Origin of the sequence: Pantoea sp. AG702 (assembly GCF_003182295.1) — a bacterium.
Lineage (GTDB): Bacteria > Pseudomonadota > Gammaproteobacteria > Enterobacterales > Enterobacteriaceae > Pantoea > Pantoea ananatis.
Map to the genome: position 1 here is coordinate 49602 of NZ_QGTU01000002.1, position 26177 is coordinate 75778.

Below are 26177 nucleotides of genomic sequence, written 5' to 3' on the forward strand. Positions count from 1 at the left end.
TAATGAATAATTCGGAGTTACTGACCTATTGCATGAACAAACCTGGCGCCGAACAGAGCGTACACAGCGACTGGAAGGCCACGCAGATCAAAAGCAACGGCGTACTGTTTGCCATGGTTCACGAGGTAAAAGGGCGTCCAGCGGTATCGTTAAAGTCGACGCCTGCGCTGGCCGAGCTGATGCGGGAAGAGCACAGCGATGTGTTCCCCAGTGAACACCTGAATAAATCCCACTGGAATACGCTGTTTCTGGACGGCACGTTAAAAGATTCGCAAATCTATTATCTGGTGGACGCCTCTTTTCAGCAGGCTGATGCCGGACGATAACTGCCCTTTCCCGAGGCGGGAAAGGGCAAACGGCAGGGTTATGCCGCTGATTCATCACGCAGCGTATTGATATCAATAACAAAGCGGTATTTTACGTCGCTTTTCAGCATACGTTCGTAGGCGTCGTTAATCTGATTCATCGCAATCAGCTCGATATCTGAGGTAATGCCATGCTCGCCACAGAAATCCAGCATTTCCTGGGTTTCTGCAATGCCGCCAATCAGTGAACCGGCAATACTGCGGCGTTTAAAGATCAGATTGAAAACCTGTGGTGCCGGGTGGTCGTGCTCAGGTGCGCCAACCAGGGTCATATTCCCGTCGCGCTTCAGCAGGGTGATAAACGGGTTGAGGTCGTGCTGGGCGGCGACGGTATTCAGGATAAAATCAAAGCTGTTAGCATGCTGAGCCATCTGGTCGGCATCTTTTGAGATCACCACTTCGTCCGCGCCCAGGCGTTTACCGTCTTCGATTTTAGACGGAGAGGTGGTGAACAGCACGACATGCGCGCCCATAGCATGCGCAATTTTCACGCCCATATGACCCAGGCCGCCCAGACCGACGATGCCAACTTTTTTACCGGGGCCTACGTTCCAGTGGCGCAGCGGCGAATAGGTCGTAATGCCGGCACACAGCAGCGGTGCCACGCCTGCCAGTTCAAGATTTGCAGGAATACGCAGTACAAAGTCTTCATCCACCACCATTGAGGTGGAGTAGCCGCCATAGGTAATGGCCCCTGTTAAGCGATCTTCACCGTTGTAGGTGCCGACAAAGCCATTTTCACAATACTGCTCCAGCCCTTCCTGACAGCTCGGACAGCTACGGCAGGAATCCACCAGACAGCCGACGCCGACCAAATCGCCCACTTTGTATTTTTGGGTCTCAGGGCCAACAGCGGTAACGCGACCGACAATCTCGTGTCCCGGTACCACTGGGAAAATTGTGTTTTTCCACTCATTGCGTGCCTGATGCAAGTCAGAGTGACAAACGCCACAGAACAGCACTTCAAGCTGTACGTCATGAGCACGAAGCTCACGCGGTTTGAAATCAAACGGTGCCAGTTTGGATTTTGCATCCTGAGCAGCATACGCATGGGTAATGTTCATGGTGTCTCCAGTTAAGGTGTGTCGTGATTTTTTGATCAACGCCGCAGCGTAAAGCGCGCAGCAAGAAGGTGACGCCAGGGGCGTACCAAAGAGGAACGGATTAAGGATAGTCAGGGGATTGAAAAGCGTATATGCCTATACGTGTCTGAATCTTGCCTGATCCTGCATTTCTCAGGGTAAACAGAACAGCGATCAAAAAAAGCCTGCCAGAGCCGTGCTGCTTGTCAGTCACGCCTCCGCTCAAAGGTGGCCTGAAAAACGGCTGTACCATTACTCAGCGCTACCGCCGATGGCGATGTGCCATCGGCCTTCTCCTGATTTACGCCTGCCTGGCCGGAAGATCACAACATCAGTCCGTGAAAAATGGCCAACGATGTGAACGTCGCTGCCGGGGCGTTCAGTAGGGTCGTGTGGGAAACAGAGGATGAGGTCATCCCTTGCCATTCCCGGCGTTCTCAACGGCCGGACACACGAGCAGGATAGTTCACTGGTATCTGTTATTGCGTTCGTTCATCTGGACGACTAAGGCTGCTTATCGTCCCCGGAAAGGTTCTGTTGCCGTAAGCTGGAATGTTGTCGGACAGGCGATTGAAGAAGAGCCGGCAGGTCAAATCGCGTCAAAAAACATTACGTAAAGTATGGTTTTATGGTGGCGCCGGACAGACATGTAGATAGTCAGCGGAATCAGTCGCGATTTCCGGCGCGTCAGAGAACCTGAACGAGCTAAAGGTGCGGGCATGCATAAAGTAAAAATAACGGTTTTATCGGTAGAGTTGAAGCCAACGCTAATTGAGCGGATGGCTATCCGAAAATGGAGACATGTCCTAAGCATCAAGAGGGCGAGAAATTTATTACTGACTTTCGCAAACCCAATGCCCTCTGTGAAGACGCCTGGGGTTGTATGGAAAAGTTCGTGTTTACTCTGGCTCATACCAGCGAGCCATTATTTTGGAATGACTGGTCCAGACAGGGCAAAGCGGTGGTGTGTTGCAATGACGGGTACCGGCCGGTGACATTTTTGCTCGAAACGCTGGATGAAGAGGCCAGGTCGTTTTAGCAATTAAAAGCCACTGTCATATCCCTGTGATATCAGGGGCATGGTCATACAGCGTCTCGTCTTGTGTCAGGGCTCGCCAGATGGGGGCTGCTTCTTACGCTTTGCCTGATGTGCTTGCCAGAGCCTGGCAGAAACGCCCGCCAACGCGCTTTGCTTGCCTGACGTAATGAAGGTATGAGTGCATTTAAAGAACGCCGCAACGTTATCCGTTGCGGCGTTCTGTTATTTTTCCAGCAAGGGCTTCAGGAAGCGCGCGGTATGCGATTTCTCGCAGTTCGCCACGGTTTCTGGCGTACCTGATACCAGAATTTCGCCGCCGCCGCTGCCGCCCTCTGGGCCCAGATCGACAATCCAGTCCGCCGTTTTAATCACGTCAAGATTGTGTTCAATCACCACAATCGTGTTGCCCTGATCGCGCAGCTGGTGCAGAACTTCCAGCAACTGCTGAATATCGGCAAAGTGTAACCCGGTGGTCGGTTCATCCAGGATATACAGCGTCTGGCCGGTACCGCGTTTCGACAATTCACGCGCCAGCTTCACACGCTGGGCTTCACCACCGGAGAGTGTCGTCGCCGACTGGCCCAGACGGATATAGGATAAACCTACATCCATCAGCGTTTGCAGCTTACGCGCCAGCGCCGGAACGGCATCAAAGAACTCGCGGGCTTCTTCAATGGTCATTTCCAGCACTTCGTGAATGCTTTTGCCTTTGTATTTAATCTCCAGCGTTTCACGGTTATAGCGTTTGCCTTTGCACTGATCGCACGGCACATAGATATCCGGCAGAAAGTGCATCTCAACTTTAATGACGCCGTCACCCTGGCAGGCTTCACAGCGTCCGCCACGGACGTTAAAGCTGAAACGGCCGGGATTGTAACCGCGAGAGCGGGACTCAGGGACACCGGCAAACAGCTCACGTACCGGCGTGAAAATACCGGTATAAGTGGCCGGGTTGGAGCGCGGCGTACGGCCGATAGGGCTTTGGTCGATATCGATAACTTTATCGAAGTGCTCCAGTCCAGCTACGTCGCGGTACGGTGCCGGTTCGGCAATCGTTGCGCCGTTCAGGGCGCGCTGCGCAATCGGGAACAGCGTATCATTGATGAGCGTCGATTTACCTGAACCGGATACGCCGGTAATACAGGTAAACAGGCCGACAGGCAGGGTTAAGGTGACATCCTTAAGGTTATTACCCCGCGCGCCGGTAATTTTCAACACCTTAGACGGATCGCCTTTCACCCGCTCAGCGGGCAAGGCGATTTCGCGTTTCCCACTGAGGAACTGACCGGTCAGGGAGGCCTCTTCAGCCATAATCTGATCGACGGTTCCTTCCGCGACAATCGTACCACCGTGCACTCCGGCGCCAGGGCCGATATCAATAACGTGGTCGGCGGCACGAATCGCATCCTCGTCATGCTCGACCACAATGACGGTGTTACCCAAATCGCGCAGGTGAATCAGCGTTCCAAGCAGGCGCTCGTTATCACGCTGATGCAGGCCAATGGAGGGTTCATCCAGCACGTACATAACGCCGACCAGGCCGGCACCGATCTGACTGGCCAGGCGAATACGCTGAGCTTCACCGCCGGAGAGCGTTTCAGCAGAGCGCGACATCGACAGATAATTCAGGCCGACGTTGACCAGAAAACTCAGGCGATCGCCAATCTCTTTAAGCACTTTCTCGGCGATTTTAGCCCGCTGGCCACTCAGTTTCAGGTTTTCAAAAAATGACATGGCGTGCCCAATACTCATCTCTGAAATAGTGGGCAACGTCGTGTTTTCAACATACACGTGGCGCGCTTCGCGGCGCAGACGTGTGCCTTCGCAGCTGGCGCAGGCCCGGTTGCTAATAAACTTCGCCAGCTCTTCGCGTACTGCGGAGGATTCCGTCTCTTTATAACGGCGCTCCATATTGTTCAGCACGCCTTCGAACGGATGGCGGCGAATCGAGGTATCACCCCGATCGTTAATATATTTAAACTCAATGTTCTCTTTGCCGGATCCATACAGGATTACGTTGCGAACGTTATCTGGCAGGCTGCTGAATGGCGCTTCAATATCAAAATTAAGGTGTTCAGACAGTGAGCGCAGCATCTGGAAATAGTAAAAATTACGACGATCCCAGCCGCGAATAGCGCCACCGGCCAGCGACAGCTCAGCATTTTGCACCACGCGATCGGGATCGAAATATTGCTGCACGCCCAGACCGTCACAGGTTGGGCAGGCCCCGGCAGGGTTATTGAACGAGAACAGGCGCGGTTCCAGCTCACTCATGCTGTATCCACAAATCGGACAGGCAAAGTTGGCCGAAAACAGCAGTTCTTCCGCATCAGCATCGTCCATATCAGCAACAATTGCCGTACCGCCAGAGAGTTCAAGCGCGGTTTCAAACGACTCGGCAAGGCGCGTCGCCAGATCTTCACGCACTTTGAAGCGATCGATAACGACTTCGATGGTGTGTTTTTTCTGCAGTTCCAGCTTGGGCGGATCGGAAAGATCGCACACCTCGCCGTCAATCCTGGCGCGGATATAGCCCTGCGTCGCCAGATTCTCCAGCGTTTTGGTGTGTTCGCCTTTACGATCTTTCACGACCGGCGCCAGCAGCATCAGGCGGCGGCCCTCAGGCTGCTCGAGCACCTGATCGACCATCTGGCTGACCGTCTGTGCCGCCAGCGGCACGTCGTGATCCGGACAGCGCGGTTCACCCACGCGGGCAAACAGCAGACGCAAATAGTCGTGAATCTCCGTGATCGTCCCCACCGTGGATCGCGGGTTGTGCGAGGTGGACTTTTGCTCAATGGAGATCGCCGGTGACAGCCCCTCGATATGATCGACGTCCGGTTTCTCCATTAAAGAAAGAAACTGGCGCGCATAGGCAGAGAGCGACTCCACATAGCGGCGCTGACCTTCCGCATACAGCGTATCAAACGCCAGAGAGGACTTACCGGAACCTGACAGGCCCGTCACCACAATGAGTTTGTCGCGAGGAATCGTCAGGTTGATGTTTTTCAAATTATGGGTGCGGGCACCACGAACTTCGATCTTATCCATTCACCTTTCCCGGATTAGCAGCACTCACCGCGCCCTACGACACGGCCAGAAGAAACGCATCATTATGGCACAAAAAATAGACTGAACAAATATCCAGTAGTTTTTTGCCTTTTTAAGACGGATGATAAAAATGGAACACCGCTCTAAAGTGGGAAACCAGGCGCGGGACGTGTTAGAATTGATCGCGTAGACTTACGTAAAAATTCATCGGGAGACAGCAACATGGCCAGTCGTGGCGTTAACAAAGTGATTCTTGTCGGGAATCTGGGTCAGGATCCGGAAGTACGTTACATGCCAAATGGTGGCGCTGTCGCCAACATTACGCTGGCTACGTCGGAAAGCTGGCGCGATAAGCAGACCGGTGAAAACAAAGAAATCACCGAATGGCACCGTGTTGTGCTGTTTGGCAAGCTGGCGGAAGTGGCGGGTGAATACCTGCGTAAAGGCTCTCAGGTCTATATTGAAGGCCAGCTGCGTACCCGTAAATGGCAGGATCAGGGTGGCCAGGAACGTTACACCACCGAAGTCGTGGTTAACGTCGGCGGCACCATGCAAATGCTGGGTGGACGTCAGCAGGGCGGTAACGCGCCAGCAGCAGGCGGCGGCCAGGGCAACAACAACGGTTGGGGCCAGCCTCAGCAACCGCAGCAGGCGAACAACAACCAGTTTAGCGGTGGCGCGCAGTCTCGCCCGCAGCAGCAGCCAAGCGCACCTGCCAGCAACAACAATGAACCACCGATGGATTTCGACGACGACATTCCGTTCTGATTGCAACGATGCGTCGCTTTTCTACCCTATAAAAGCCCCCTTACCGGGGCTTTTTGTTTTTCTGCCTTGATTTTGCCGCCGTGACAGCCTGGCTTTTAGCTCAGGTCGTGCAGCGCCTTATCCAGCGGCGGGCTCAGTGAGATGTCCTCAAACGCAACGGCCAGGCCAGCGCGTTCTGGCGTGCAGCACATGACGCCAACGTTAACGCGGCCCGGCGGGAAGGGGCACAAACGCAGCAGCGGCCAGCATTGCCCGTCGGTTGAATACTGCAGTCTCAGGCTGTCGCCTTTGCGCGTCAGCCTCAACCAGAATGCGCGCGCATCGCCGGGAAAGATGCCCGTGGCCCAGTCAGACTGACCAAGCGTCAGGACGCTGCCGATAGCGGGCGCACCATCATTATATTCAATGCCCGCTTTCAACCAGTGCTGTGCATCGCGCATCAGCATCAGTCCGGCCTGATCGTACAGCGTCGTAAAGTCGGCACGAATCTTGACCTGGAAAGTAAAATCCTCCTGCACCGCCCTGGCGAAGATATGCCCGGAAAAGCGTTCAAATCCATACCAGGTTTGGTGCCAGAAATCCGTTTTTTCGTCGGTAACCACGTGCAGGATACCGTTCTGATGCTGCCACCTTGTGGGTTCATTGATCCAGGAAAAAGAGTCGAGCACGGTGCCTCCAGAATAAACCATTAATCACAGCCTTAGCGTTGAGGATAGTCGGCTAAGAAGACGTGTGCCGATCAAACGACGTTGAGCGGACAGGCCTCAGCGCCATTCGGCCAGCAGGGTGGCGGTATCGACAACGCGCGGCACGTTACCGGGCATGCTAAGGGCTGCCCAGACTTCATTATGCTGACCAATTAACTGCTCAGCGTTGGCATAAGTCCTGTCGGCAGTGGTGTGCGCGTCGGCGGCCACGGTGATGCGATACCCTAAGCCTGCTCCGACTTTGAGCGTGGTATCAACACAGTAGTCGGTGGCACAGCCACAAATTACGAAGTCAGTGATAGCTAAGGTGCTCAGCAGCGAAGCCAGGGTTGTCTGCCAGAAACTGTCGCAGGCGGTTTTGGTAACGTAATACGCATTCTGGGGCTGTTCAATTTCGGGTAGCAGTGCAAAAGCATGGCTGCCCTCAATCATGTTCCCTTCGCGATGCTGAATAAACAGTGTAATGTCAGCCTGTCTGATCAGTCGGTTGATCTGCGCCACTCGCCCGGCGCGATCGAAACGCGGCGATTCAAACACGCCATTTTGCATATCAACGACCATGACTACGCGCTGCATAATTGCTCCCGGTGAGTGTGCCTGTGAAGCAGTGTTACCTAATCGACAGAGGATAACAATCTGCAGTTTGGGTGCGGTGCAGAAGACCTTGTTGCAGGAATAAGGAGAGGTGAGGTGGAGGGCATTCCAGCCGTATTTCCCGGTGAAAAAGATCGCGCGCAGTTTAAGCAATCGCCAGACCTGCCAGGTGTGGAGCTTTATCAGGCGCACATCTCTCATTACGCCTTTGAGCCGCATACGCACGAAGCGTTTGGTATAGGCACCATTGAGGTGGGAGCACAACGTTTTCGCTATCGCGGTACGCAGTACATCGCGCCCGCGCATTCGCTGGTGATGATGAATCCCGATGAGCTGCATACCGGTGAATCGGCCTGCGAAGACGGCTGGCGCTATCAGATGATTTATATTCAGCCGCAGTTGATGGACGAACTCAGTGGCGATCGCGGCTGGTGGTTTGATGAGGCGCTCAGAACGGATGTGCGTCTGGCACAACCTTTATCGCAACTCCTCTCGGCGCTGTGGCAGGCCGATACGGCACTGGCACGCGACAGTTTATTATCTGAACTGCTGCTGTATATGCGCCCGCTGGCGCGAATGTCCTCACCGCGTAAAGCTGAAGCCCGACACCGTTTCGATGACGTGCGCGACTACCTGCGCGCCAATCTGGCTGAACCGCTCAGACTGGAGACGCTGGCCGCGTTAGCCTCGTTGTCGCCCTGGCACTTTTTACGGGCCTTCCGCGATCGTTTTCACGTTACGCCTCAGCAAATGTTAATGGCTTATCGACTGTATGAGGCCAAACAGAAGCTGGCTCAGGGTGAGGCCATTGCCAGCGTGGCTGCCGCCGTGGGCTTAACGGATCAGGCTCATCTGACGCGCGCGTTTGCCCGTCGTTATGGCATCACGCCGGGCCGCTATCAAAAACAGATAAACCCACAATCACTCAGGCGTTTATGAGGCGACTGCTGGCGCTGATTTATGTGCGCTGAACAGTGGTCAGCTGGCCTGGCAATGGCCCGTCGTTATGGCATCACGTCGGGCCGCTATCAAAAACAGATAAACCCACAATCACTCAGGCGTTTATGAGGCGACTGCTGGCGCTGATTTGAGTGTGCTGAACAGTGGGCAGCTGGCCTGGCAATGGCCCGTCGTTATGGCATCACGCCGGGCCGCTATCAAAAACAGATAAACCCATAACCACGCAGGCGTTTATGAGGCGACTGCTGGCGCTGATTTGAGTGTGCTGAACAGTGGTCAGCTGGCCTGCTACTGGGGCCTCACTTCGCTCCGCTGATGTGAATCATGCCGCCTTTCCTGTGAGGGAACACAGCCAGCGCTTATCGCTGTTGTTGATGAGGCCTCCCTCCGTTTTTGCCATCCTCGCCGGGCCGTTGTGGACATTGGTCTGGACTCAATACGGGCAACCTGTATTCACATTTGTCGCTGTTTTTTTGCCTGGCTTCTGGCCTGTTCTGGACGATGCGATTTAAACCTCAGCCACGCGGTACTGCCATCAACATTCGATAAGCCTTGCCCCTGATAATTGATAATTACCCAGTGTGATATTCACGCTTTTTCGGATTATGCCTGACTCAGGCACGGCAAAATAACGCGGTAATCGCGCTTTTCTCACCCTGTAACTGGCCTTTATCTGTTATATGCGCCGCGCGCTCTGCAAAAAAATGTGATCCCTGTAGGGCGTTACCACGTGCTGCAGGGTGCATTTTGAACAAAAAACAGACAGTTTTGTCCGGGGCACGACCGTCATTCGCCCTAAAAAGAGGAGAATGTGAGCCTGATGTTTAGGCTGGCCGCCAAATTTTATGTGTAACCAGCACGCAGCGTTGCCGTTTGGTTAAGATAAATCCCTATAAAAAACCACCCTTTACTTCAGCAGTGTCTAATTAAATCGCTCGTTCATCCCGCTTCGCTTTTATTTAATGTTTAACGATGGGCATCAATAGTACAGGATATGTGCTATTGGCTGCTGAAAGTGATAAGTATCAATAAACTGTTTATCTGAGATTATTCTGGCCTGTTTTTATCTTTTTATGCTGACAACGATCGCGGCGAGATTGGAAAAAATTCCCAGGGCCAGAGGTGGCTAAAAAAAGCACTTTATAAACCGACTTAACATTACCCTTGCTGAACAAAGAGGCCAGTGGATATTCGATTCTTTTAGGGAGGCTAATGAAAAAAAGAGGGGCGCCAATCTCACCGAAATGAGATTTGGCGTATAAAAGTGGCGTAGATAGAGAGACTTTTGCTGTTGTGAATCAATTTTACCGCAAAAAAGGAAGCGTAACCGCAAATCCATTCATTAATTACGGACTGGGCGAAGCGCACCACCATAAATGTCCTGTTAAATGCTCTTCATCTCTTCTGGTAAGAACAAATCTCAGCGATGTCGCCATTATAAAGCCGTTGTCTCACTATTAGCGGTTATCTGAACCGGCAGGGTAATGATAAACGCTACGGCTAATATCCAGTAAACGGCAGCTGCGCCGGGTTCCTACATCAAAAGTGCTCTGTAAGAAGTTGACCGCCTGACGTTTTTCGTTGGTGGTGAAGAAATTCTTCAATACGCTCTGTAGCATTTCCTTATCCGCGTTCAGCGCTTGCAGTTCGCGTGTCAGAAACTGTACTTTTTCTTCCAGTTCTTTGATTTTTCTGCCTTCTTCCGAGGATAGCCCAGAGAACTTCTTCTTCCAGCTGTAGAAGGTTGCCTCAGAGATGCCCAGCTCTTCACAAATCTCTTTAACCTTAACGCCCGATTCAGAAGCTTTAATGGCATTTGTGATTTGATCTTCGCTATATCGTGACTTTCTCATAAATGCTCTTACCTTTCTTATCAATTAATGGATGAGAATTACTTTATTAACCTTTGGTACTGTATGATTTCATTGAGTGCCGTATTTAAATACGGACGTTAAATTGCGAGGGTTAAATTAAGATATTTAGAATAAATATCATCATGGGATAAATCTTATTTTATTCTTATCGGGATGCCGCGCCTTCCTGGTATGGGTTTTTTGATATAAATTCATCGCATCCCAAAGATAAAAAATGACTGTAAATTTGATATTCAAAGCCGCCTGACCTGTTTTATTCAGGGAGGATGGTTTTTGGAAACATTATTGGTTTCAATTTGAAATCGTTTCCAGTAGAGGGTATTCGGTCCAGATATAATCAGAATTCTCCTGAATTCTCCCGATAAAATAAGACTGGATTCTCATTTTCGCGCCGGACTGGCGCGATGTTTATAATTTCGCTATGAAATTTAAGCGCTTATTAATTCGTCCCAGGGATGGGCACCGAAGTGGTAGATGTAGAGTAATACTAAGGAACAGTCGATGAAATTGAGCGTAATGTCTAATGCCGCCTGGATGATGTCTGAAAAGATTATCTCCGTCTTTGGCGTCATTTTCGTGACGTCATATGTGGCAAAATCCTTCGGTCCGACCCTATTTGGTCAGATGGCATTTTCAACGTCATTATTTGCTATGGTGCAAACCATAGCCCTCTTTGGCACTGAAACAATTTTGTTTAAACGTGTCAGCAAAAATGCGGCCAAAGGTTTACGTTTAATGCGCATCGCACGCACGTTGCGCATGGGTTTATTACTTCTCACCTCAGGGCCAGTATTAATTTGGGTTTGGTACAACATGCAGGAGAACTTCCTGGCATTTGCACTGGCCTCTTTTGTTGCGTCTGTTTTTGTCACACAGGACACCTTTAGCGTTTACAACAATGCACGATTGGCTTCAAAGCTGAATACCGTGGCCAATGCGATTGGCATGCTGATGAGTTTTGTCCTGAGCTTTATCATTGCCTGGCTGCGTCTCAATCCATTGTGGCTAACGCTTTCGGTTATCACGGTCACGCTGGTGCCTTACGCCATCAAACGTTACACCTTTTATCAGGCACATCAGGACCAGCTTCCGCCGCGCGAGACGCGAACGCTGTATTTGCGTTACCTGATGTATGCCGGATTGCCTCTGGCGATTTCCAGCATTTTTATCTCTGTCCAGGTAAAAGCCGCGCAGATGTTTTTGGCTGGCATCGCATCGGCCCAGGAGCTTGGCTTGTTTGCCGCAGCCAATACCATCGCCGCCTCGTGGATTTTTATTCCCGTCGCACTCATCACCTCGTGTTTTAGCGAAATTTTTCGCGCGCGCGGTGAGGAAGCGATCAGGCTGACGGCGCGGCTCAATGGCTACGTGATGGCCGTGTCTTTGCTGATGTTGCTGATCGTCGCACTGTTCGGTGAACAGATAATCATCGCGCTGTATGGCCCAGCGTTTACCCAGTCAGGCAATCTCATCACCCTGCTGTCGATAGCGACCAGCTTTTCGGCGCTGGGCACCGTCGCGTATCGCTACATGGTAAAGGAAGGGGGCTTTGATTATTTACTGAAGAAAATCATTTGTCTGGTGATCATCAGTATGCCGCTTTCCTGGTGGCTGATTCAGGGCTATGGCATTACAGGAGCCGCATGGAGCGTTTTTCTATCAGAGCTCCTGTCCCTGACCGTCATGAATTATTTCTTTAAACACGGCGTGATTCAAAAAATCCAGGTTTCCTCACTCAACTACAAAACCTACAAATGAGGTCAAATATGCTCAAGTTAAAACACGAGCTCAGAAGAAGTTTGCAATACTTCATCAAGAAGATGCCCTGGACTTATCAGGACCGGATTTATTATTTCCGTAAGTTCAGAAGGCTCCCCAACCTGCGTGAGCCCAAGGTGTTCAATGAAAAAGTGCTGTATCGCAAGTTCATTCATGGTGACTATCAGCTCTATGCCCGCCTCTCTGACAAGTTTTCGGTGCGTGAGTTTATTGCTGAGAAGATCGGCAATGAATATCTGATACCGCTGCTTCATGACACGACCGATCCCACCACGTTGAACAATCTGACGCGTTGGAAGGGAACGGTAATCAAACCGAATCATGCGTCAAACATGGTCGAGATCGTGCTGGAGGAACCTAACGCACTCCGGAAGCAGCAAATCATTCATAACTGCTACACGTGGTTAAAGACTGACTTCGCCAACGAAGCGCGTGAGATTCACTATCGCTACATCAAGCCACGTATTCTGGTTGAGCAATACATCGGTGATGGCAAAAGTGCCCCGGTTGACTACAAGTTCCACATGTTTAATAAGCGCGATGGCAACTTTGAGTATGTGCTTCAGGTCATTTACAACCGCTGTCAGCCTCAGCTCTCAATGAATTTTTATGTGAACAACCTGAGTGAGGCGTTCCATAAAATTCGCGATACCGGGCTGGACGTTTCGACGGTGATGCCATCGTTACAACAGGCCCTGGCGTTAAGCAAAACGCTGGCCAGCGACTTCGACTATGTCCGTGTTGACTGGTATATCCATGATGAACACATTTATTTTGGCGAGCTGACGTTCACGCCAGGCGCAGGCATGGTGACGGGTCTGGATCGCGGGCTGGATAAGATGATGGGTGAAATGTGGATTCAGGATCGTCGCGGAACGCAGAGGCCGGACGTAGAAATACAGGACGTTGCCATTCCTGTTATGTTGAAGAAAATTTGACGCTACACAGCAATATAAAAAACCCCGCTTTGCGGGGTTTTTTATGAGTTTATCAGGGCATTTGCCAGTTAGCGGGCGCTCGACTCATCACGTCGATAAAGACATCTTTAGAGACGCTAAAGAAATGGTGCACGTTTTCCATACTCAACGTGATGCCCATCAAGCCGGTCACGAACCAGCACGACATCCCAACGCCTACGCTGCCACAGAGAAACGCCATGACGTGATGACTGTCCTGGCGGAGACGGGTTTTTAGCGTGCTGGCAAAAAACATCATTATCGCGCTAAGCAATTCCCAGCGCATAACAAGAAAACTGGTGGTTAAAGTCGCCATCAATTTTGACCTCAAAATCGGAGATTACGCCTGACTGTCTGCGAACATCACGTCGGCGGAAAAGTCTGTCAGGTCGGGCTCTTTCGTCGGCAACAAGTGTCATAATGTGATGTGGGTCACACTATATCATCCGATTTCTGATTTTTGTACAAAATTTGTCTGATCTGGCAGCAGAAAAAGAGGGCGCTTACGACAAGGTTGGGGCACTGAATGCGGCGTGCGCCTGGGCAGGCGCACGGAGCGCGTCAGCTAACTGGACAGCATTCTCCCGTTGTCCGCTGGGTAAAGCTGGTCATCGTGTCGCTGCAGTCAAAGCGCATCAAACGCGGACGCTGGATGGCCTGGCGGCGCATCGCGTGGCGATAAGCCGTGGGCGTTTGTGAAAACTGGCGACGAAAAACGCGTGAGAATGTCTGTTGCGAGTCATAGCCATATTGCATCGCAATATCAAACACCGGCCGCTGCGTTTGTCGCAGCGCTTCAGCGGCCAGCGTCAGGCGGCGTTCGCGAATATAGCCACCCAACGTCTGTTTCGTCACGCTACGGAACATACGTTGCAGATGCCATTTCGAATAGCCTGATTTGGCGGCGACTTCGTCAATTGACAGGCTCTTATCCAGGTTTTGGTCAATCCAGTGCGTCAGTGAATGAATGATCTCTTCTTGTATCATGGCCTCATCCTTCTGGTGAATTTCCCCTTAGCGTTCATGCGGAATTAACAGGCTTTCGGCGATAAAACCGGGTCCGCTCGCTGGCGCATGACATCATAAGGGAAGGTGTCGTTCTGATGGGAAAAGAGTATAATTCCTCAAGTTAACTTGAGGTAAAGTGCCAAATGAAAAAAGATCGCAATTACCCAAAACCCGTTCTGACACCGGGCGAAGTGGCGCGCCGAAGCGGCGTTGCCGTTTCTGCACTGCACTTTTATGAAAGCAAAGGGCTGATTTTCAGCACCCGTAATAGCGGAAACCAGCGGCGTTACAGCCGTGATGTGCTGCGACGGGTGGCCATTATTAAAATTGCACAGCGCATTGGTATTCCGCTCGCCAGCGTCAGTGACAGCCTTGAGAACATGCCGGCAGATAAGCGGATGTCTGCTCAGGAATGGGGCAATCTGACGCAGCACTGGCGCGACGAACTGGATAAGCGCATCGAAACGCTGACGCGCCTGCGTAACGATCTGGATGGCTGCATTGGCTGTGGGTGTTTATCAATGCGTGACTGCCCGCTGCGCAACCCTGGCGACCTGCTGGGCCAGCAGGGCTCTGGCGCGGTACTGCTCGATCCTGAGCAGGATGGTTCCCTGCATAAGACAAGGTGACGTCTATACTTGCAGCATATTCACTCACAGGGAACCATGATGATCACCGTTCACCATCTTGAACAATCGCGCTCTCACCGGGTGCTGTGGATGCTGGAAGAGCTGGAAGTGCCTTACCAGGTCAAGCGCTACCAGCGCGAACCCACGATGCTGGCGCCGGACGCTTTAAAAAAAGTGCATCCGTTAGGGAAGTCGCCCGTGATCACCGATGGCAATCGCGTGGTGGCCGAGTCCGGTGCCATCCTTGAGTATCTGGAAGAAAGATACGACAGCGAAAAGCGGCTGCAGCTCACCGATGAAGAGGCGCAGCTACAGGCGCGTTACTGGCTGCACTACGCGGAAGGTTCACTGATGCCGCTGCTGGTGATGAAGCTGGTTTTTGGCCGCCTTGGCAGCGCGCCGGTGCCCTGGTTGCTTCGCCCCGTGGGCGCGGCGCTGGGCAAAGGCGTTCAGAAAGCCTGGCTGGACAAACAACTCAAATTGCACAAGCAGGTCATTGAAGCTCACCTTTCAACACAGCCGTGGTTCGCGGGTCAGCGCTTCAGCATTGCGGATGTGCAGATGAGTTTCCCTGTTCTGGCGCTGAGCCAGCGCGCCGGACTGAAAGATGCCCCCGCTACGCAAAAATGGTTAACGACCGTGCAACAGCGCGCGGCCTGGCAGCGCGCTGTTCAACAAGGCGGTGAGATTAATCTTTCTGGCTGATGCACGTTGCCCGATGACGCCGCCCGGCGTCATTCTTGCCTGCCTTCTCGTTTTTGACGCCTTATCCTGACGGACAGAATGTTAAATGATGGTATCAAGAGCATTCCTGATGTTATCAACCTGATCTTTATAGTCACCAATCCTCACTCAGCGGTTGAAAAACGGCGGTTAAACGCCGGATAATCTGCCCCCTTTAAACGGGGCAGCGTGACGTCCCGTTCTGTGCGGCGAAGTAAACGTTTGCCTTTTGCCGGCTGCCCGCTGGCGATGACAGGTTTCCAGGGACGTCAGGGCCGTTACCGCACGATCCCACTACAACAATTTTTGAGGCTCAACTATGTCAATTGAATCACGCCCGTCCGGTGGAAAGCTGGATGCCTGGTTCGCCATCTCGGCCCGTGGCAGCAGCGTGCGACAGGAAATTGTCGCCGGGCTGACTACGTTCCTCGCCATGGTTTATTCAGTGATCGTGGTGCCCGGCATGCTCAGTAAGGCGGGATTTTCACCCACGGCGGTGTTCGTTGCGACCTGTCTGGTGGCGAGCGTGGGATCGATCATCATGGGGCTGTGGGCGAATTTACCCATGGCAATTGGCTGTGCTATCTCACTGACGGCGTTTACCGCTTTCAGCCTTGTGCTGGGTCAGCACATTAGCGTACCCGTGGCGCTGGGTGCCGTATTCCTGATGGGCCTGCTCTTTACCCTGATTTCCACCACCGGGATTCGCGCCTGGATCTTACGCAATCTGCCAATGGGGGTTGCGCACGGAACGGGCGTCGGCATTGGTCTGTTTTTGCTGCTGATTGCGGCAGACAACGTGGGACTGGTCGTCAGAAATCCGGCCTCAGGGTTACCCGTTGCCCTGGGCCAGTTTACGTCGTTCCCCGTCATGATGTCATTGCTGGGGCTGGCCGCCATTTTTGGCCTGGAAAAACGCCGCGTGCCTGGCGGTATTTTACTGACCGTTATCGCGATTTCTGCTCTGGGGCTGGTGTTCGACCCGGCCGTGCTCTGGCAGGGACTGTTTGCCCTGCCCAGCCTGCGTGATGCGCAGGGTGAGTCACAGCTCTTTAGCCTGGACATCATGGGCGCCTTGCAGCCTGCGGTGCTGCCCAGCGTGCTGGCGCTAGTGATGACGGCGGTCTTTGATGCCACCGGCACGATCCGCGCGGTTGCGGGCCAGGCCAATCTGCTGGATAAAGACGGGCAGATCATCAACGGTGGTCGGGCGCTGACCACGGATTCCGTCAGTAGCCTGTTTGCTGGCCTTGTCGGTGCTTCGCCGGCGGCAGTCTACATTGAGTCTGCCGCCGGTACGGCGGCGGGCGGTAAAACCGGCCTGACGGCGATCGTTGTGGGTCTCCTGTTCCTGGTCATTCTGTTCATGTCGCCGATCGCATACCTGGTGCCGGCTTACGCCACCGCGCCAGCGTTGATGTATGTCGGCCTGTTGATGCTGAGCAACGTGGCCAAGATCGATTTCGGTGACTTCGTTGATGCCATGTCCGGCCTGCTCACGGCGGTGATTATCGTGCTGACCTGTAACATCGTTACCGGCATTATGATGGGGTTCGCCACTCTGGTGGTGGGCCGTCTGTTTGCGGGCGAGTGGCGTAAGCTCAACGTGGGCACTGTCGTGATTGCCGCCGCGTTAGTCGCCTTTTATGCCGGAGGCTGGGCGATCTGACTGTCAAACCGGACGTTCAGCGGAGCGTCCGGAATTATCCGCTTTTTGGTCTTTTAAGCACGGCTTGCTTTTCCTGCCCTGGCCAGTTTGTTTTACACTTTTAACTTATAGTTGATTCGAAGATAACAACCGCCTAAGGAAAGCATGGAAATCTTTTTTACTATTTTAATTATGACACTGGTGGTGTCGCTCTCCGGGGTCGCCGCACGTATCTTGCCTTTTCAAATTCCGCTACCGCTGGTGCAGATCGCCGTCGGTGCGCTACTGGCCTGGCCTAACTTCGGCCTGCATGTGGATTTTGATCCGGAACTGTTCCTCGTCTTATTTATTCCGCCGCTGTTATTTGCTGACGGCTGGAAAACGCCGGTTAGCGAGTTTCTGCATTACGGGCGGGAAATTCTTGGCCTGGCGCTGGTGCTGGTGCTGATTACCGTCGTCGGAATTGGCTATCTGATTTACTGGACGGTTCCCGGTATTCCTCTTATCCCTGCTTTCGCCCTGGCGGCAGTGTTATCACCTACCGATGCCGTGGCGCTGTCAGGCATTGTCGGCGAAGGCCGCATTCCTAAGAAAATTATGGGAATACTTCAGGGCGAAGCCTTGATGAACGATGCCTCTGGCCTGGTTTCACTGAAATTTGCCGTCGCGGTGGCGATGGGCACCATGGTGTTTAGTTGGGGCGGTGCCAGCGTCGAATTCCTGAAAGTGGCGGTCGGCGGCTTAATTGCCGGTGTTGCGGTCTGCTGGCTCTACGGTAAGTCACTGCGTGTCCTGAACCGCTGGAGCGGTGGGGACGATGCCGCCACACAGATCGTCCTGCTGCTGCTGCTGCCGTTTGCCTCGTATCTGATTGCAGAACACTTGGGCGTTTCCGGCATTTTAGCCGCCGTCGCGGCCGGGATGACCATCACGCGCTCCGGTATTATCCGTCAGGCCCCGCTGACCATGCGACTGCGCGCCAATAGCGTCTGGCACATGCTGGAGTTTGTGTTTAACGGCATGGTGTTCCTGATGCTGGGCCTGCAATTGCCCTCTATCCTGGAAAATTCCATTCAACAGGCGAACGCGGATCCCAACGTGGATATCTGGATGATCTTTGCAGATATCGCATTGGTCTATGCGGCGTTAATGGTGGTGCGTTTCGGCTGGCTGTGGATCATGCAGCGTTTCAGCAAGCGCCTGTTAAAAAACAAGCCGTTAGTTTTCTCTAGCTACTCTTTGCGCGAACTGCTGATTGCCTCTTTTGCGGGCGTGCGCGGGGCCATCACCCTGGCGGGTGTCCTGTCGATTCCCCTGTTCCTGAGCAACGGCAATCCTTTCCCGGCGCGCTATGAGCTGGTGTTTATCGCAACCGGCGTGATTCTGTTCTCGTTACTGGTTGGCGTCATTGTTCTGCCGGTGCTGCTGCGCGGCGTCGAGACGATGGATAAGAGTGCCCATCGGCACGAACTTCAGCATGCAAGAGCGGTGATGGCCGGTGTGGCTATCGAGAGTCTGCAAAAGATGGAGGCACGGCTCGAAAAGGAAACCGACGAAAATATCGATCCTGAGCTGCTGAAAGAGGTCAGCCTGCGTGTCATCGGCAACCTGCGTCGCCGTGCGGAGGGGAAAAACGACCTTGAGCACGCGCTGTTTGCCGAGAACCTGGAACGTCGCTTCCGTTTGAACGCACTGCGTGCCGAACGTGCCGAAGTGTATCACCTGCGTGCCACCCAGCAGATATCCAACGAAACGATGCAAAAATTGTTGCACGATCTGGACCTGCTGGAAGCGCTTCTGATCGAGAAAGAAGAGTAAACTCCCTGTTGCGCCGCGCCCGCCCGGTCACCTGCGTTCTGCGACGGCCGGGCGGGCTGCTGCACTAGACGGAGAGGCGCGGCGCCTGATCGGGCCAGTGTTCGCGGCAACACGCAATCCACGCCTGCGCGCTGCGTGACAGATAGCTGCCTTCCCGCCAGATCAGCCCCAGATGCCACTGAAGCTCGGATTCCAGCGGCAGCCACAGTAACGACTGTTTATCTAACCGCTGGCATATCGGCTCCGGCAAAATTGCCAGCCCCATCCCGGCCTGCACCATGGCGGCCAGAAAATCCCACTGCCCGCTACGCACGGCAATGGTAGGGGTTATCTCCTGACGCTGAAAAGCTTTCATTAACTGGCGGTTCAGCGAAAACTCTTCATTAAAGATCAGCAAAGGATGCGGAGCCAAATCGCGCAGGCTGAGCTGGGTGCGTTGCAGCCAGGGTTCCTGACGGGGCAGTAAGACACATAACGGATGCTGCATCAGCGATAAGGTTTCGAGGGGCAACTCGGCATCAACGGGGAGCGCCGTCAGGGCAATATCCAGCGTGCCTGCCAGCACCGCCTCCTGAACCGTTAAGCCGCCAAACTCAGCAATGCTGAGTTCCACGCCCGGATACCGGCGACGAAACGCCGAAACCGATCCGGCGATCTGCATGCCGACCATTGGGGGAATACCGAGCCGCAGCTTGCCGGTTTTCAACTGATTGATATCGCCTATCTCTGCCTCAAGCTGATGGAACTCCTGCAAAATAGCCAGTCCGCGTTGATAAACGGCTTGTCCGCTGTCCGTGAGATGCAGGCGACGTCCATCGCGAAGCAGTAGCGCGCAGTCCAGCTCCTCTTCCAGCTGACGCACCATTTTGCTGATCGTCGGCTGCGTCACAAACAGCTTTTGCGCGGCCCGGGTAAAACTCTGCTGACGTACCACTTCGGTAAAGTAACGCAACGCACGAACGTCCATAACTATTCCTTTCTGGCATGATTTTAATAATTTTAATTCATTTTTTTCACAGTACCTCGTGATTCTATACTGAGCGCATTAACAATATGGGAGAAAAATGATGGCCCTGGCATTGCCGCGCCTTAACCTCGACAGGCTGCAACGGCTCAGCTTACCGCTACAGCTGGCGCTGTTTATCTCGGTATTCGTCGCCAGCGAGCAGCTGGTGAACTGGCTGCATCTGCCGCTGCCGGCCAACATTGTCGGCATGCTGCTGATGTTAATGCTGATTGCGCTACGCGTTTTGCCGCTGCGCTGGGTGAAAGTCGGTGCCAGCTGGCTGCTGGCAGAGATGCTGCTGTTTTTTATCCCGGCAGTGGTGGCGGTGGTGAATTACGCTGATCTGTTGCAGATTGATGGATGGCGGATTTTTGTGGTGATTGCGGTCAGTACGCTACTGGTGCTGGCAACGACCGCCCTGGTGGTGGATCGCCTGTACCGCTTCGAGGTCGCGCGGGCCGCGCGTAAGCAGGGCGGCGACGATGCGTAATCTGTTTATCAGCCTGATGTGTGCGGCCGTCACGCTATTGATTTATTACCTGAATAAACGGCTGTATCGCCGCTGGCCAACACTGTTACTGATGCCGCTGATCATGACCCCGCTCATTCTGGTGGCGCTGCTGCTGCTGACCCATATCAGCTGGCAAAACTATATTGCGGAAAGCCACTGGCTACTGTGGCTGTTGGGCCCCGCGACGCTGGCCTTTGCGGTGCCGGTCTATGAAAATCTGGCGGTGATTAAACGCCACTGGTTATCGCTGAGTGCCGGTGTGTTAACCGCCACAACAGTCTCGGTATGCAGTTCCGTCTGGCTGGCGCGCTTACTGAATTTACCGGAAACTATTCAGCGAAGTCTGGCCGTGCGCTCCATTACTACGCCCTTTGCGCTGGCGGCGGCCAAACCCATGGGTGCGCAGCCCGATCTGGTGGCGCTGTTTGTGGTTGTGACAGGCGTATTTGGCATGGCGGTAGGGGATGTGCTGTTCCTGCGCATCGCCATCAAACAGGGCGTGGCGAAAGGGGCCGGATTCGGTGCCGCTTCGCACGGTGCCGGTACGGCACGCGCTTATCAACTGGGGCAGCAGGAAGGCGTGGTATCTAGCCTGGTGATGATGCTGTCTGGTGTAGTAACCGTCATACTGGCACCGTTCATCGGGCACCTGATGTGGGCACACTGAGCCCGGTGATGACAGGCCTGAATGCGCCTGTCATCCGCTCTTTTCCGCTTAACTTACAGCGCGTTGTCCGTTTTGGCACAAAATGACATCTCTTTTTACGTAAAGCTTTCCAAATTTAGTTGTCACCTCGTTTCAGACTGCTACCCTTGATGCGGAATTATTTGACCCATCATGGAGAGAATCATGTTTAAGCAACTTGTTACCGGAAGCGCTCTGAGCTTCATTATGCTGAGCGGCGCCGCGCAGGCCATCGAGGGCAGCGTCGATGTTGGCGAGCACAGCACCAACCTGAATGTCGGTTTGGGCACGACCTCACCAGGCCTGTTCCTGAACGGCAACTGGTTGCGTAGCGATCATGACGGCAGCACTTACGGCGCTGGCCTGGGCTACAACGTCGATTTCGGCGATCTGCGACTGGCGCCAACCGCAAAGGCGATTTTTACCCATCCTGAAGACGGGAAAGACGGATTTGCGGTGGCGCTGGGCGGCAGCGCGCAGTACAACTTCAACAGCATGTGGGGCCTGTACGGCCAGTATTATTATGCGCCGGAAGGCCTTACCGATCATCTTGACAGCTACCAGGAAGCGAGCGGCGGTGTGAGCTTTACGCCAGTCTCTCTGCTTAACCTGCGCGTGGGTTATCAGTATATCGAGCTGAATAATAAAGGCGGTCGTAAAGACAACGTCCTGGTCGATGGTCCATACGTGGGTGCATCACTGCGCTTCTGATAGTGGCCTGAGAAAAAGGGCAGGGACCTCGCGGACCCTGCCCTTTTTTTATGCCCGGGAAAAGGGATTAGTGCGCTTTGCCTTGCTCAATACCGGCACCGGTCTGGGAGCGAATAAACTGCGCCCGGAAGCGTGAACGCTCTTCTGCGCCCTGTTGCGAATGATCGGTTACCGAAAACAGCCAGGTGCCCACAAAGGCGATAGTAATAGAGAACAGGGCCGGATATTCATACGGATAGATCGGCGAAGCATGGCCCAACACCTGAACCCAGACGGTAGGGCCAAGAATCATCAGCACCACGGCGGTGATCAGCCCTAACCAGCCGCCGACCATCGCGCCGCGGGTGGTGAGTTTAGACCAGTACATGGAAAGCAGGATAATCGGAAAGTTACAGCTGGCCGCAATCGAGAACGCCAGGCCGACCATAAACGCGATGTTCTGTTTTTCAAACAGAATACCCAGGGCTATCGCCACAACACCGAGCACCAGCACCGTAATTTTCGACACTCGCAGCTCGTCGCGCTCGCTGGCCTGGCCCTTACGGTAAACGCTGGCATACAAATCGTGAGAGACCGCCGAAGCGCCCGCCAGCGTCAAGCCAGCCACCACGGCCAGAATCGTGGCGAATGCCACGGCTGAAATAAAGCCCAGGAAGGTGCTGCCGCCAACCGCATTCGCCAGGTGTACCGCCGCCATATTGGTGCCGCCGATTAACGCGCCGGAGGCATCTTTAAAGGCCGGGTTGGCACCGACCAGCAGTATGGCGCCGAAACCGATAATAAAGGTCAGAAAGTAGAAGTACCCCATAAAACCGGTGGCCCAAAATACGCTTTTACGTGCCTCTTTGGCGTCGGCAACGGTAAAGAAGCGCATCAGAATATGCGGCAATCCCGCCGTACCAAACATCAGCCCCAGCCCCAGCGACAGGGCAGAAATGGGATCTTTAACCAGCCCGCCGGGCTGCATAATGGCCGCGCCTTTCGGGTGGACAGCCATCGCTTCGGTGAACAGCGTATTAAAGCTAAATCCGGTGCTTTTCATTACCATAATGGCCATGAATGAGGCACCAAACAGCAACAGAACGGCTTTGATGATCTGAACCCAGGTCGTCGCCAGCATGCCGCCGAACAGCACGTACATCACCATCAGGATCCCCACCAGGATAACGGCGATATGATAATTGAGGCCGAACAGAAGCTGGATCAGTTTACCTGCCCCAACCATCTGAGCAATCAGATAGAGCGCAACCACCACCAGTGAACCGCAGGCTGACAGGGTGCGTATGGGTTTTTGCTTCAGGCGATACGAGGCAACATCGGCAAAGGTATAGCGCCCCAGATTACGCAGCCGTTCTGCAATCAGAAACAGAATCATCGGCCAGCCGACCAGAAAGCCCAGCGAATAGATTAAGCCGTCATAGCCCGAGGTATACACCAGCGCCGAAATACCCAGAAAAGAGGCGGCGGACATGAAGTCGCCTGCCATGGCCAGCCCATTCTGAAAGCCGGTGATATTTCCGCCTGCGGTGTAGTAATCGCTACGCGAACGCGTTCGCTTCGACGCCCAGTAAGTGATACTCAAGGTGGCGCCGACGAAAATCACAAACATGACGATCGCCTGATAGTTAACAGCCTGTTTCTGTACCGCGCCCGTAATGGCATCGGCGGCCAGAGCAGAAAATGGCAGCAGCGCTGCCAGCATCCACAGCATAAGACGTATCATGGTTTTACCTCGCTGAGGATAGCCTTCGTCAGACGATCAAACTCGCCGTTTGCGCGCCAGACGTACACGCCGGTTAGGACAAAGGAGATGACGATCAGCCCTACGCCGAGCGGAATGCCGCGTGTCACATTGGTGCCGGCATGAAGAGGCGTGCCCAGCCAGCCAGGGGCAAAAGCAATAAGCAGAATAAAGCCGACATACAGCACCAGCATAATTAACGACAGCAGCAGGGCAAAGGACTGGCGCTTGTGTACCAATTCCTGAAAGCGAGGATTACGTTCAATTTGTTGGTAGATCCTTTCCTGTTCGGGCAGGGCATCATTCATCACATTATCTCCAGAAGCATGCAGGCGTGGACCTCACGCAAAAGCGTGAATGAGTTATATTTTTGTGACTACAGAAACACACTACGTAGGGAAGTGGTGGCGGAAAGCCTGATGCTTTCCGCCGGGTTGTTACGGCATGGTGATGGACTGTTTCTCTTCAAGCAGTTTCTCAACGACGCCAGGATCGGCCAGCGTTGACGTATCGCCTAAATTACTGGTATCACCCGCGGCGATTTTCCGCAGGATACGGCGCATGATTTTACCGGAGCGGGTTTTTGGCAGAGAGTCGGTCCAGTGCAGCACATCGGGCGTGGCGATCGGGCCAATTTCTTTGCGTACCCAGTTACGCACGTCGGTATAAAGCTCTGGTGAGGGCTCCTCGCCGTGATTCAGGGTGATATAGGCGTAAATGGCCTGGCCCTTAATGCTGTGCGGGATCCCCACCACAGCGGCTTCGGCAATTTTAGGGTGGGAAACCAGGGCCGATTCGATTTCTGCCGTGCCCAGACGATGCCCTGACACATTCAGCACATCATCCACGCGGCCGGTGATCCAGTAATAACCGTCCTCATCACGTCGCGCGCCGTCACCGCTAAAGTAGGCATTTTTGAAGGTAGAGAAATAGGTTTGTTCGAAACGGTCGTGATCGCCGAACAGCGTTCGGGCCTGGCCTGGCCAGGAGTCAGTGATAACCAGGTTACCTTCGCAGGCTCCTTCCTGAGGATGCCCCTCATTATCGACCAGCGCGGGCTGTACGCCAAAGAAAGGCGTGGTCGCAGAACCGGCCTTAAGCCGCGTTGCGCCGGGTAGCGGGGTGATCATAAACCCCCCGGTTTCGGTCTGCCACCAGGTATCCACTATTGGACACTGGCTGTTGCCGATTTTTTTGTGATACCACTCCCAGGCTTCCGGATTAATCGGCTCACCGACCGAACCCATAATACGCAGGCTGCTACGGTCGGTGCCTTCAATCGCCTTGTCCCCTTCGGCCATCAGCGCGCGGATAGCCGTGGGCGCGGTGTAGAGCAGGGTGACTTTATGCTTATCCACCACCTGCGCCATGCGGGCGGACGTCGGCCAGTTAGGCACGCCTTCAAACATCAGCGTCGTGGCACCGCAGGCCAGCGGGCCATACAGCAGATAGCTGTGTCCGGTAACCCAGCCTACGTCAGCCGTACACCAGTAGATATCGTCCTGATGGTAGTCAAAAACAAACTTAAAGGTGGTCGCGGCGTAAACCAGATAGCCGCCGGTCGTATGCAGCACGCCTTTCGGCTTGCCGGTTGAACCTGAGGTATACAGGATAAACAGCGGATCTTCTGCCTGCATTTCTGCCGCAGAGTGGTTGGTACTGGCGTTCTGCATCAGCTCGTGCCAGTGCCTGTCACGTCCTTCAACCCAACCGACGTCTTTGCCGGTACGTTGAAAGACCACGACGTTTTTCACGCTGTTTACGTTGGGATTTTTTAACGCTTCATCCACATTTTTTTTCAGTGGGATCGTACGCCCCGCGCGCACGCCTTCATCGGCTGTCACAATTAAGGCTGCACTGGAGTCGATCACGCGACCTGCCACCGCTTCCGGTGAAAAGCCGCCAAAAATAACCGAATGCACGGCGCCAATGCGCGCGCAGGCCAGCATGGCGACCGCGGCTTCCGGCACCATTGGCATATAAATCGCGACGACATCGCCTTTTTTAACCCCGAGCAGCTCCAGCACGTTGGCAAAGCGACAGACATCGGCGTGAAGCTGACGAAAGGTTATTGTTTTGCTTTCGTTGGCATCATCACCTTCCCAGATGATGGCAGGATGATCGCCCCGGGTTGCCAGGTGACGATCCAGGCAGTTCGCCGCCAGATTGAGCGTGCCGTCCTCATACCAACGAATGGAAATATTGCCAGGCGCAAAAGACGTGTTTTTAACTTTGCTGTAAGGCTTTATCCAGTCAAGGATTTTACCTTGCTCCCCCCAGAATGTTTCTGGATCGGTAACCGATTGCTGGTACATCGCCTGATACTGTTCGGCAGTAATCAGCGCGTTTGCTGCAATATTTTCTGGAACAGGATAGATATGATGTTGGCTCATGGCGAATCTCCTTGAAGATGTTAATCATATGTCAATCAATGGTTAAGTGAAGCCCGACAACGGGTTTTGTTTCTTTTTTGCGCCATAGATCACGCGTTAACCTTGCTGACATAAAAACGTCGTGAATTG

At 53.6% G+C, this 26177-nt stretch carries 24 protein-coding genes; 13 read left to right on the forward strand and 11 right to left on the reverse strand.

All coding sequences use genetic code 11. From position 1 onward, the window contains the following. Positions 1–2 precede the first annotated feature (2 nt). A complete protein-coding gene (locus tag DFO57_RS06630) occupies positions 3–326 on the forward strand; it encodes an MmcQ/YjbR family DNA-binding protein (RefSeq protein ID WP_014606938.1) in 324 nt (107 codons plus the stop codon). A gap of 38 nt (positions 327–364) precedes the next feature. Here the strand turns inward: DFO57_RS06630 and DFO57_RS06635 are convergent, their stop codons facing one another. Then, positions 365–1429 (reverse strand): NAD(P)-dependent alcohol dehydrogenase, encoded by a 1065-nt coding sequence (locus tag DFO57_RS06635; protein ID WP_014595065.1) that lies wholly within the window; start codon positions 1427–1429, stop codon positions 365–367. Positions 1430–2240: 811 nt separating this feature from the next. On the opposite strand from DFO57_RS06635, the gene DFO57_RS06640 reads away from it, so the two are divergent. Further along, positions 2241–2486, forward strand: coding sequence for a TIGR04076 family protein (locus tag DFO57_RS06640; protein ID WP_013024171.1), 246 nt, complete (start codon positions 2241–2243; stop codon positions 2484–2486). Positions 2487–2708: 222 nt separating this feature from the next. Here DFO57_RS06640 and uvrA read toward each other — a convergent pair whose 3' ends face one another. Beyond that, entirely contained in the window at positions 2709–5537 is a 2829-nt protein-coding gene (gene uvrA, locus DFO57_RS06645; RefSeq protein WP_013024172.1) for an excinuclease ABC subunit UvrA, read from the reverse strand. A 222-nt stretch (positions 5538–5759) separates the two neighbouring features. Here uvrA and ssb1 point away from each other — a divergent pair, with 222 nt between their 5' ends. Next, on the forward strand, positions 5760–6305 hold the full coding sequence (gene ssb1, locus DFO57_RS06650; protein WP_013024173.1) for a single-stranded DNA-binding protein SSB1: 546 nt from the start codon (positions 5760–5762) through the stop codon (positions 6303–6305). A 95-nt stretch (positions 6306–6400) separates the two neighbouring features. Here the strand turns inward: ssb1 and DFO57_RS06655 are convergent, their stop codons facing one another. Both DFO57_RS06655 and DFO57_RS06660 read right to left on the reverse strand, forming a co-directional pair. Further along, positions 6401–6973, reverse strand: coding sequence for a DUF1349 domain-containing protein (locus tag DFO57_RS06655; protein WP_015701261.1), 573 nt, complete (start codon positions 6971–6973; stop codon positions 6401–6403). A gap of 96 nt (positions 6974–7069) precedes the next feature. Beyond that, positions 7070–7588: an isochorismatase family protein gene (locus tag DFO57_RS06660; protein ID WP_015701260.1), complete on the reverse strand. Its 519-nt coding sequence runs from the start codon at positions 7586–7588 to the stop codon at positions 7070–7072. A 114-nt stretch (positions 7589–7702) separates the two neighbouring features. Between DFO57_RS06660 and DFO57_RS06665 the strand changes: the two genes are divergently transcribed. After that, entirely contained in the window at positions 7703–8545 is an 843-nt protein-coding gene (locus DFO57_RS06665) for an AraC family transcriptional regulator (protein ID WP_013024176.1), read from the forward strand. 1478 nt (positions 8546–10023) lie between these two features. Here DFO57_RS06665 and DFO57_RS06670 read toward each other — a convergent pair. Beyond that, entirely contained in the window at positions 10024–10419 is a 396-nt protein-coding gene (locus DFO57_RS06670) for a transposase (protein ID WP_014606933.1), read from the reverse strand. Positions 10420–10941: 522 nt separating this feature from the next. Here DFO57_RS06670 and DFO57_RS06675 point away from each other — a divergent pair. Both DFO57_RS06675 and DFO57_RS06680 read left to right on the forward strand, forming a co-directional pair. Next, the gene (locus DFO57_RS06675) at positions 10942–12198 is read left to right on the forward strand and encodes a polysaccharide biosynthesis C-terminal domain-containing protein (RefSeq protein ID WP_024471458.1); all 1257 of its coding nucleotides are present in this window, start codon (positions 10942–10944) and stop codon (positions 12196–12198) included. A gap of 8 nt (positions 12199–12206) precedes the next feature. Next, positions 12207–13157, forward strand: a complete 951-nt coding sequence (locus DFO57_RS06680) for an ATP-grasp fold amidoligase family protein (protein ID WP_022622123.1) — start codon at positions 12207–12209, stop codon at positions 13155–13157. 52 nt (positions 13158–13209) lie between these two features. On the opposite strand, the gene DFO57_RS06685 is transcribed toward DFO57_RS06680, so the two are convergent. Continuing rightward, positions 13210–13491, reverse strand: a complete 282-nt coding sequence (locus DFO57_RS06685; RefSeq protein WP_014606931.1) for a YjcB family protein — start codon at positions 13489–13491, stop codon at positions 13210–13212. A 245-nt stretch (positions 13492–13736) separates the two neighbouring features. Beyond that, positions 13737–14162 (reverse strand): superoxide response transcriptional regulator SoxS, encoded by a 426-nt coding sequence (gene soxS / locus DFO57_RS06690; RefSeq protein WP_013024181.1) that lies wholly within the window; start codon positions 14160–14162, stop codon positions 13737–13739. A gap of 164 nt (positions 14163–14326) precedes the next feature. Here soxS and soxR point away from each other — a divergent pair, with 164 nt between their 5' ends. From soxR to DFO57_RS06710, 4 genes are all read left to right on the forward strand, one after another. Further along, positions 14327–14812, forward strand: coding sequence for a redox-sensitive transcriptional activator SoxR (gene soxR / locus DFO57_RS06695; protein WP_013024182.1), 486 nt, complete (start codon positions 14327–14329; stop codon positions 14810–14812). Positions 14813–14851: 39 nt separating this feature from the next. Next, on the forward strand, positions 14852–15517 hold the full coding sequence (locus tag DFO57_RS06700) for a glutathione S-transferase family protein (protein WP_031283300.1): 666 nt from the start codon (positions 14852–14854) through the stop codon (positions 15515–15517). 337 nt (positions 15518–15854) lie between these two features. Continuing rightward, on the forward strand, positions 15855–17204 hold the full coding sequence (locus tag DFO57_RS06705) for an NCS2 family permease (protein WP_110015195.1): 1350 nt from the start codon (positions 15855–15857) through the stop codon (positions 17202–17204). A 144-nt stretch (positions 17205–17348) separates the two neighbouring features. Further along, on the forward strand, positions 17349–19001 hold the full coding sequence (locus DFO57_RS06710; RefSeq protein WP_013024185.1) for a Na+/H+ antiporter: 1653 nt from the start codon (positions 17349–17351) through the stop codon (positions 18999–19001). A gap of 64 nt (positions 19002–19065) precedes the next feature. On the opposite strand, the gene DFO57_RS06715 is transcribed toward DFO57_RS06710, so the two are convergent. Then, positions 19066–19968, reverse strand: a complete 903-nt coding sequence (locus tag DFO57_RS06715; protein ID WP_013024186.1) for a LysR family transcriptional regulator — start codon at positions 19966–19968, stop codon at positions 19066–19068. A gap of 97 nt (positions 19969–20065) precedes the next feature. Here DFO57_RS06715 and DFO57_RS06720 point away from each other — a divergent pair, with 97 nt between their 5' ends. The 3 genes from DFO57_RS06720 (at position 20066) to DFO57_RS06730 (ending at position 21914) form a co-directional block, all read left to right on the forward strand. Continuing rightward, complete coding sequence (locus tag DFO57_RS06720; RefSeq protein WP_015701251.1) at positions 20066–20497, forward strand: CidA/LrgA family protein; 432 nt, start codon at positions 20066–20068, stop codon at positions 20495–20497. Next, the gene (locus tag DFO57_RS06725; RefSeq protein WP_019105652.1) at positions 20490–21185 is read left to right on the forward strand and encodes an LrgB family protein; all 696 of its coding nucleotides are present in this window, start codon (positions 20490–20492) and stop codon (positions 21183–21185) included. Before DFO57_RS06720 ends, DFO57_RS06725 begins: the two co-directional genes overlap by 8 nt. 183 nt (positions 21186–21368) lie before the next feature. Beyond that, positions 21369–21914 (forward strand): YfaZ family outer membrane protein, encoded by a 546-nt coding sequence (locus DFO57_RS06730; RefSeq protein ID WP_014606929.1) that lies wholly within the window; start codon positions 21369–21371, stop codon positions 21912–21914. A 67-nt stretch (positions 21915–21981) separates the two neighbouring features. Here DFO57_RS06730 and actP read toward each other — a convergent pair whose 3' ends face one another. The 3 genes from actP to acs form a co-directional block, all read right to left on the reverse strand. After that, complete coding sequence (actP, locus tag DFO57_RS06735; protein WP_013024190.1) at positions 21982–23637, reverse strand: cation/acetate symporter ActP; 1656 nt, start codon at positions 23635–23637, stop codon at positions 21982–21984. Beyond that, the gene (locus tag DFO57_RS06740; RefSeq protein WP_014606928.1) at positions 23634–23963 is read right to left on the reverse strand and encodes a DUF485 domain-containing protein; all 330 of its coding nucleotides are present in this window, start codon (positions 23961–23963) and stop codon (positions 23634–23636) included. Before DFO57_RS06740 ends, actP begins: the two co-directional genes overlap by 4 nt. Positions 23964–24092: 129 nt before the next feature. Continuing rightward, on the reverse strand, positions 24093–26048 hold the full coding sequence (acs, locus tag DFO57_RS06745) for an acetate--CoA ligase (RefSeq protein WP_110015196.1): 1956 nt from the start codon (positions 26046–26048) through the stop codon (positions 24093–24095). Between the last annotated feature and the right edge of the window lie 129 nt (positions 26049–26177).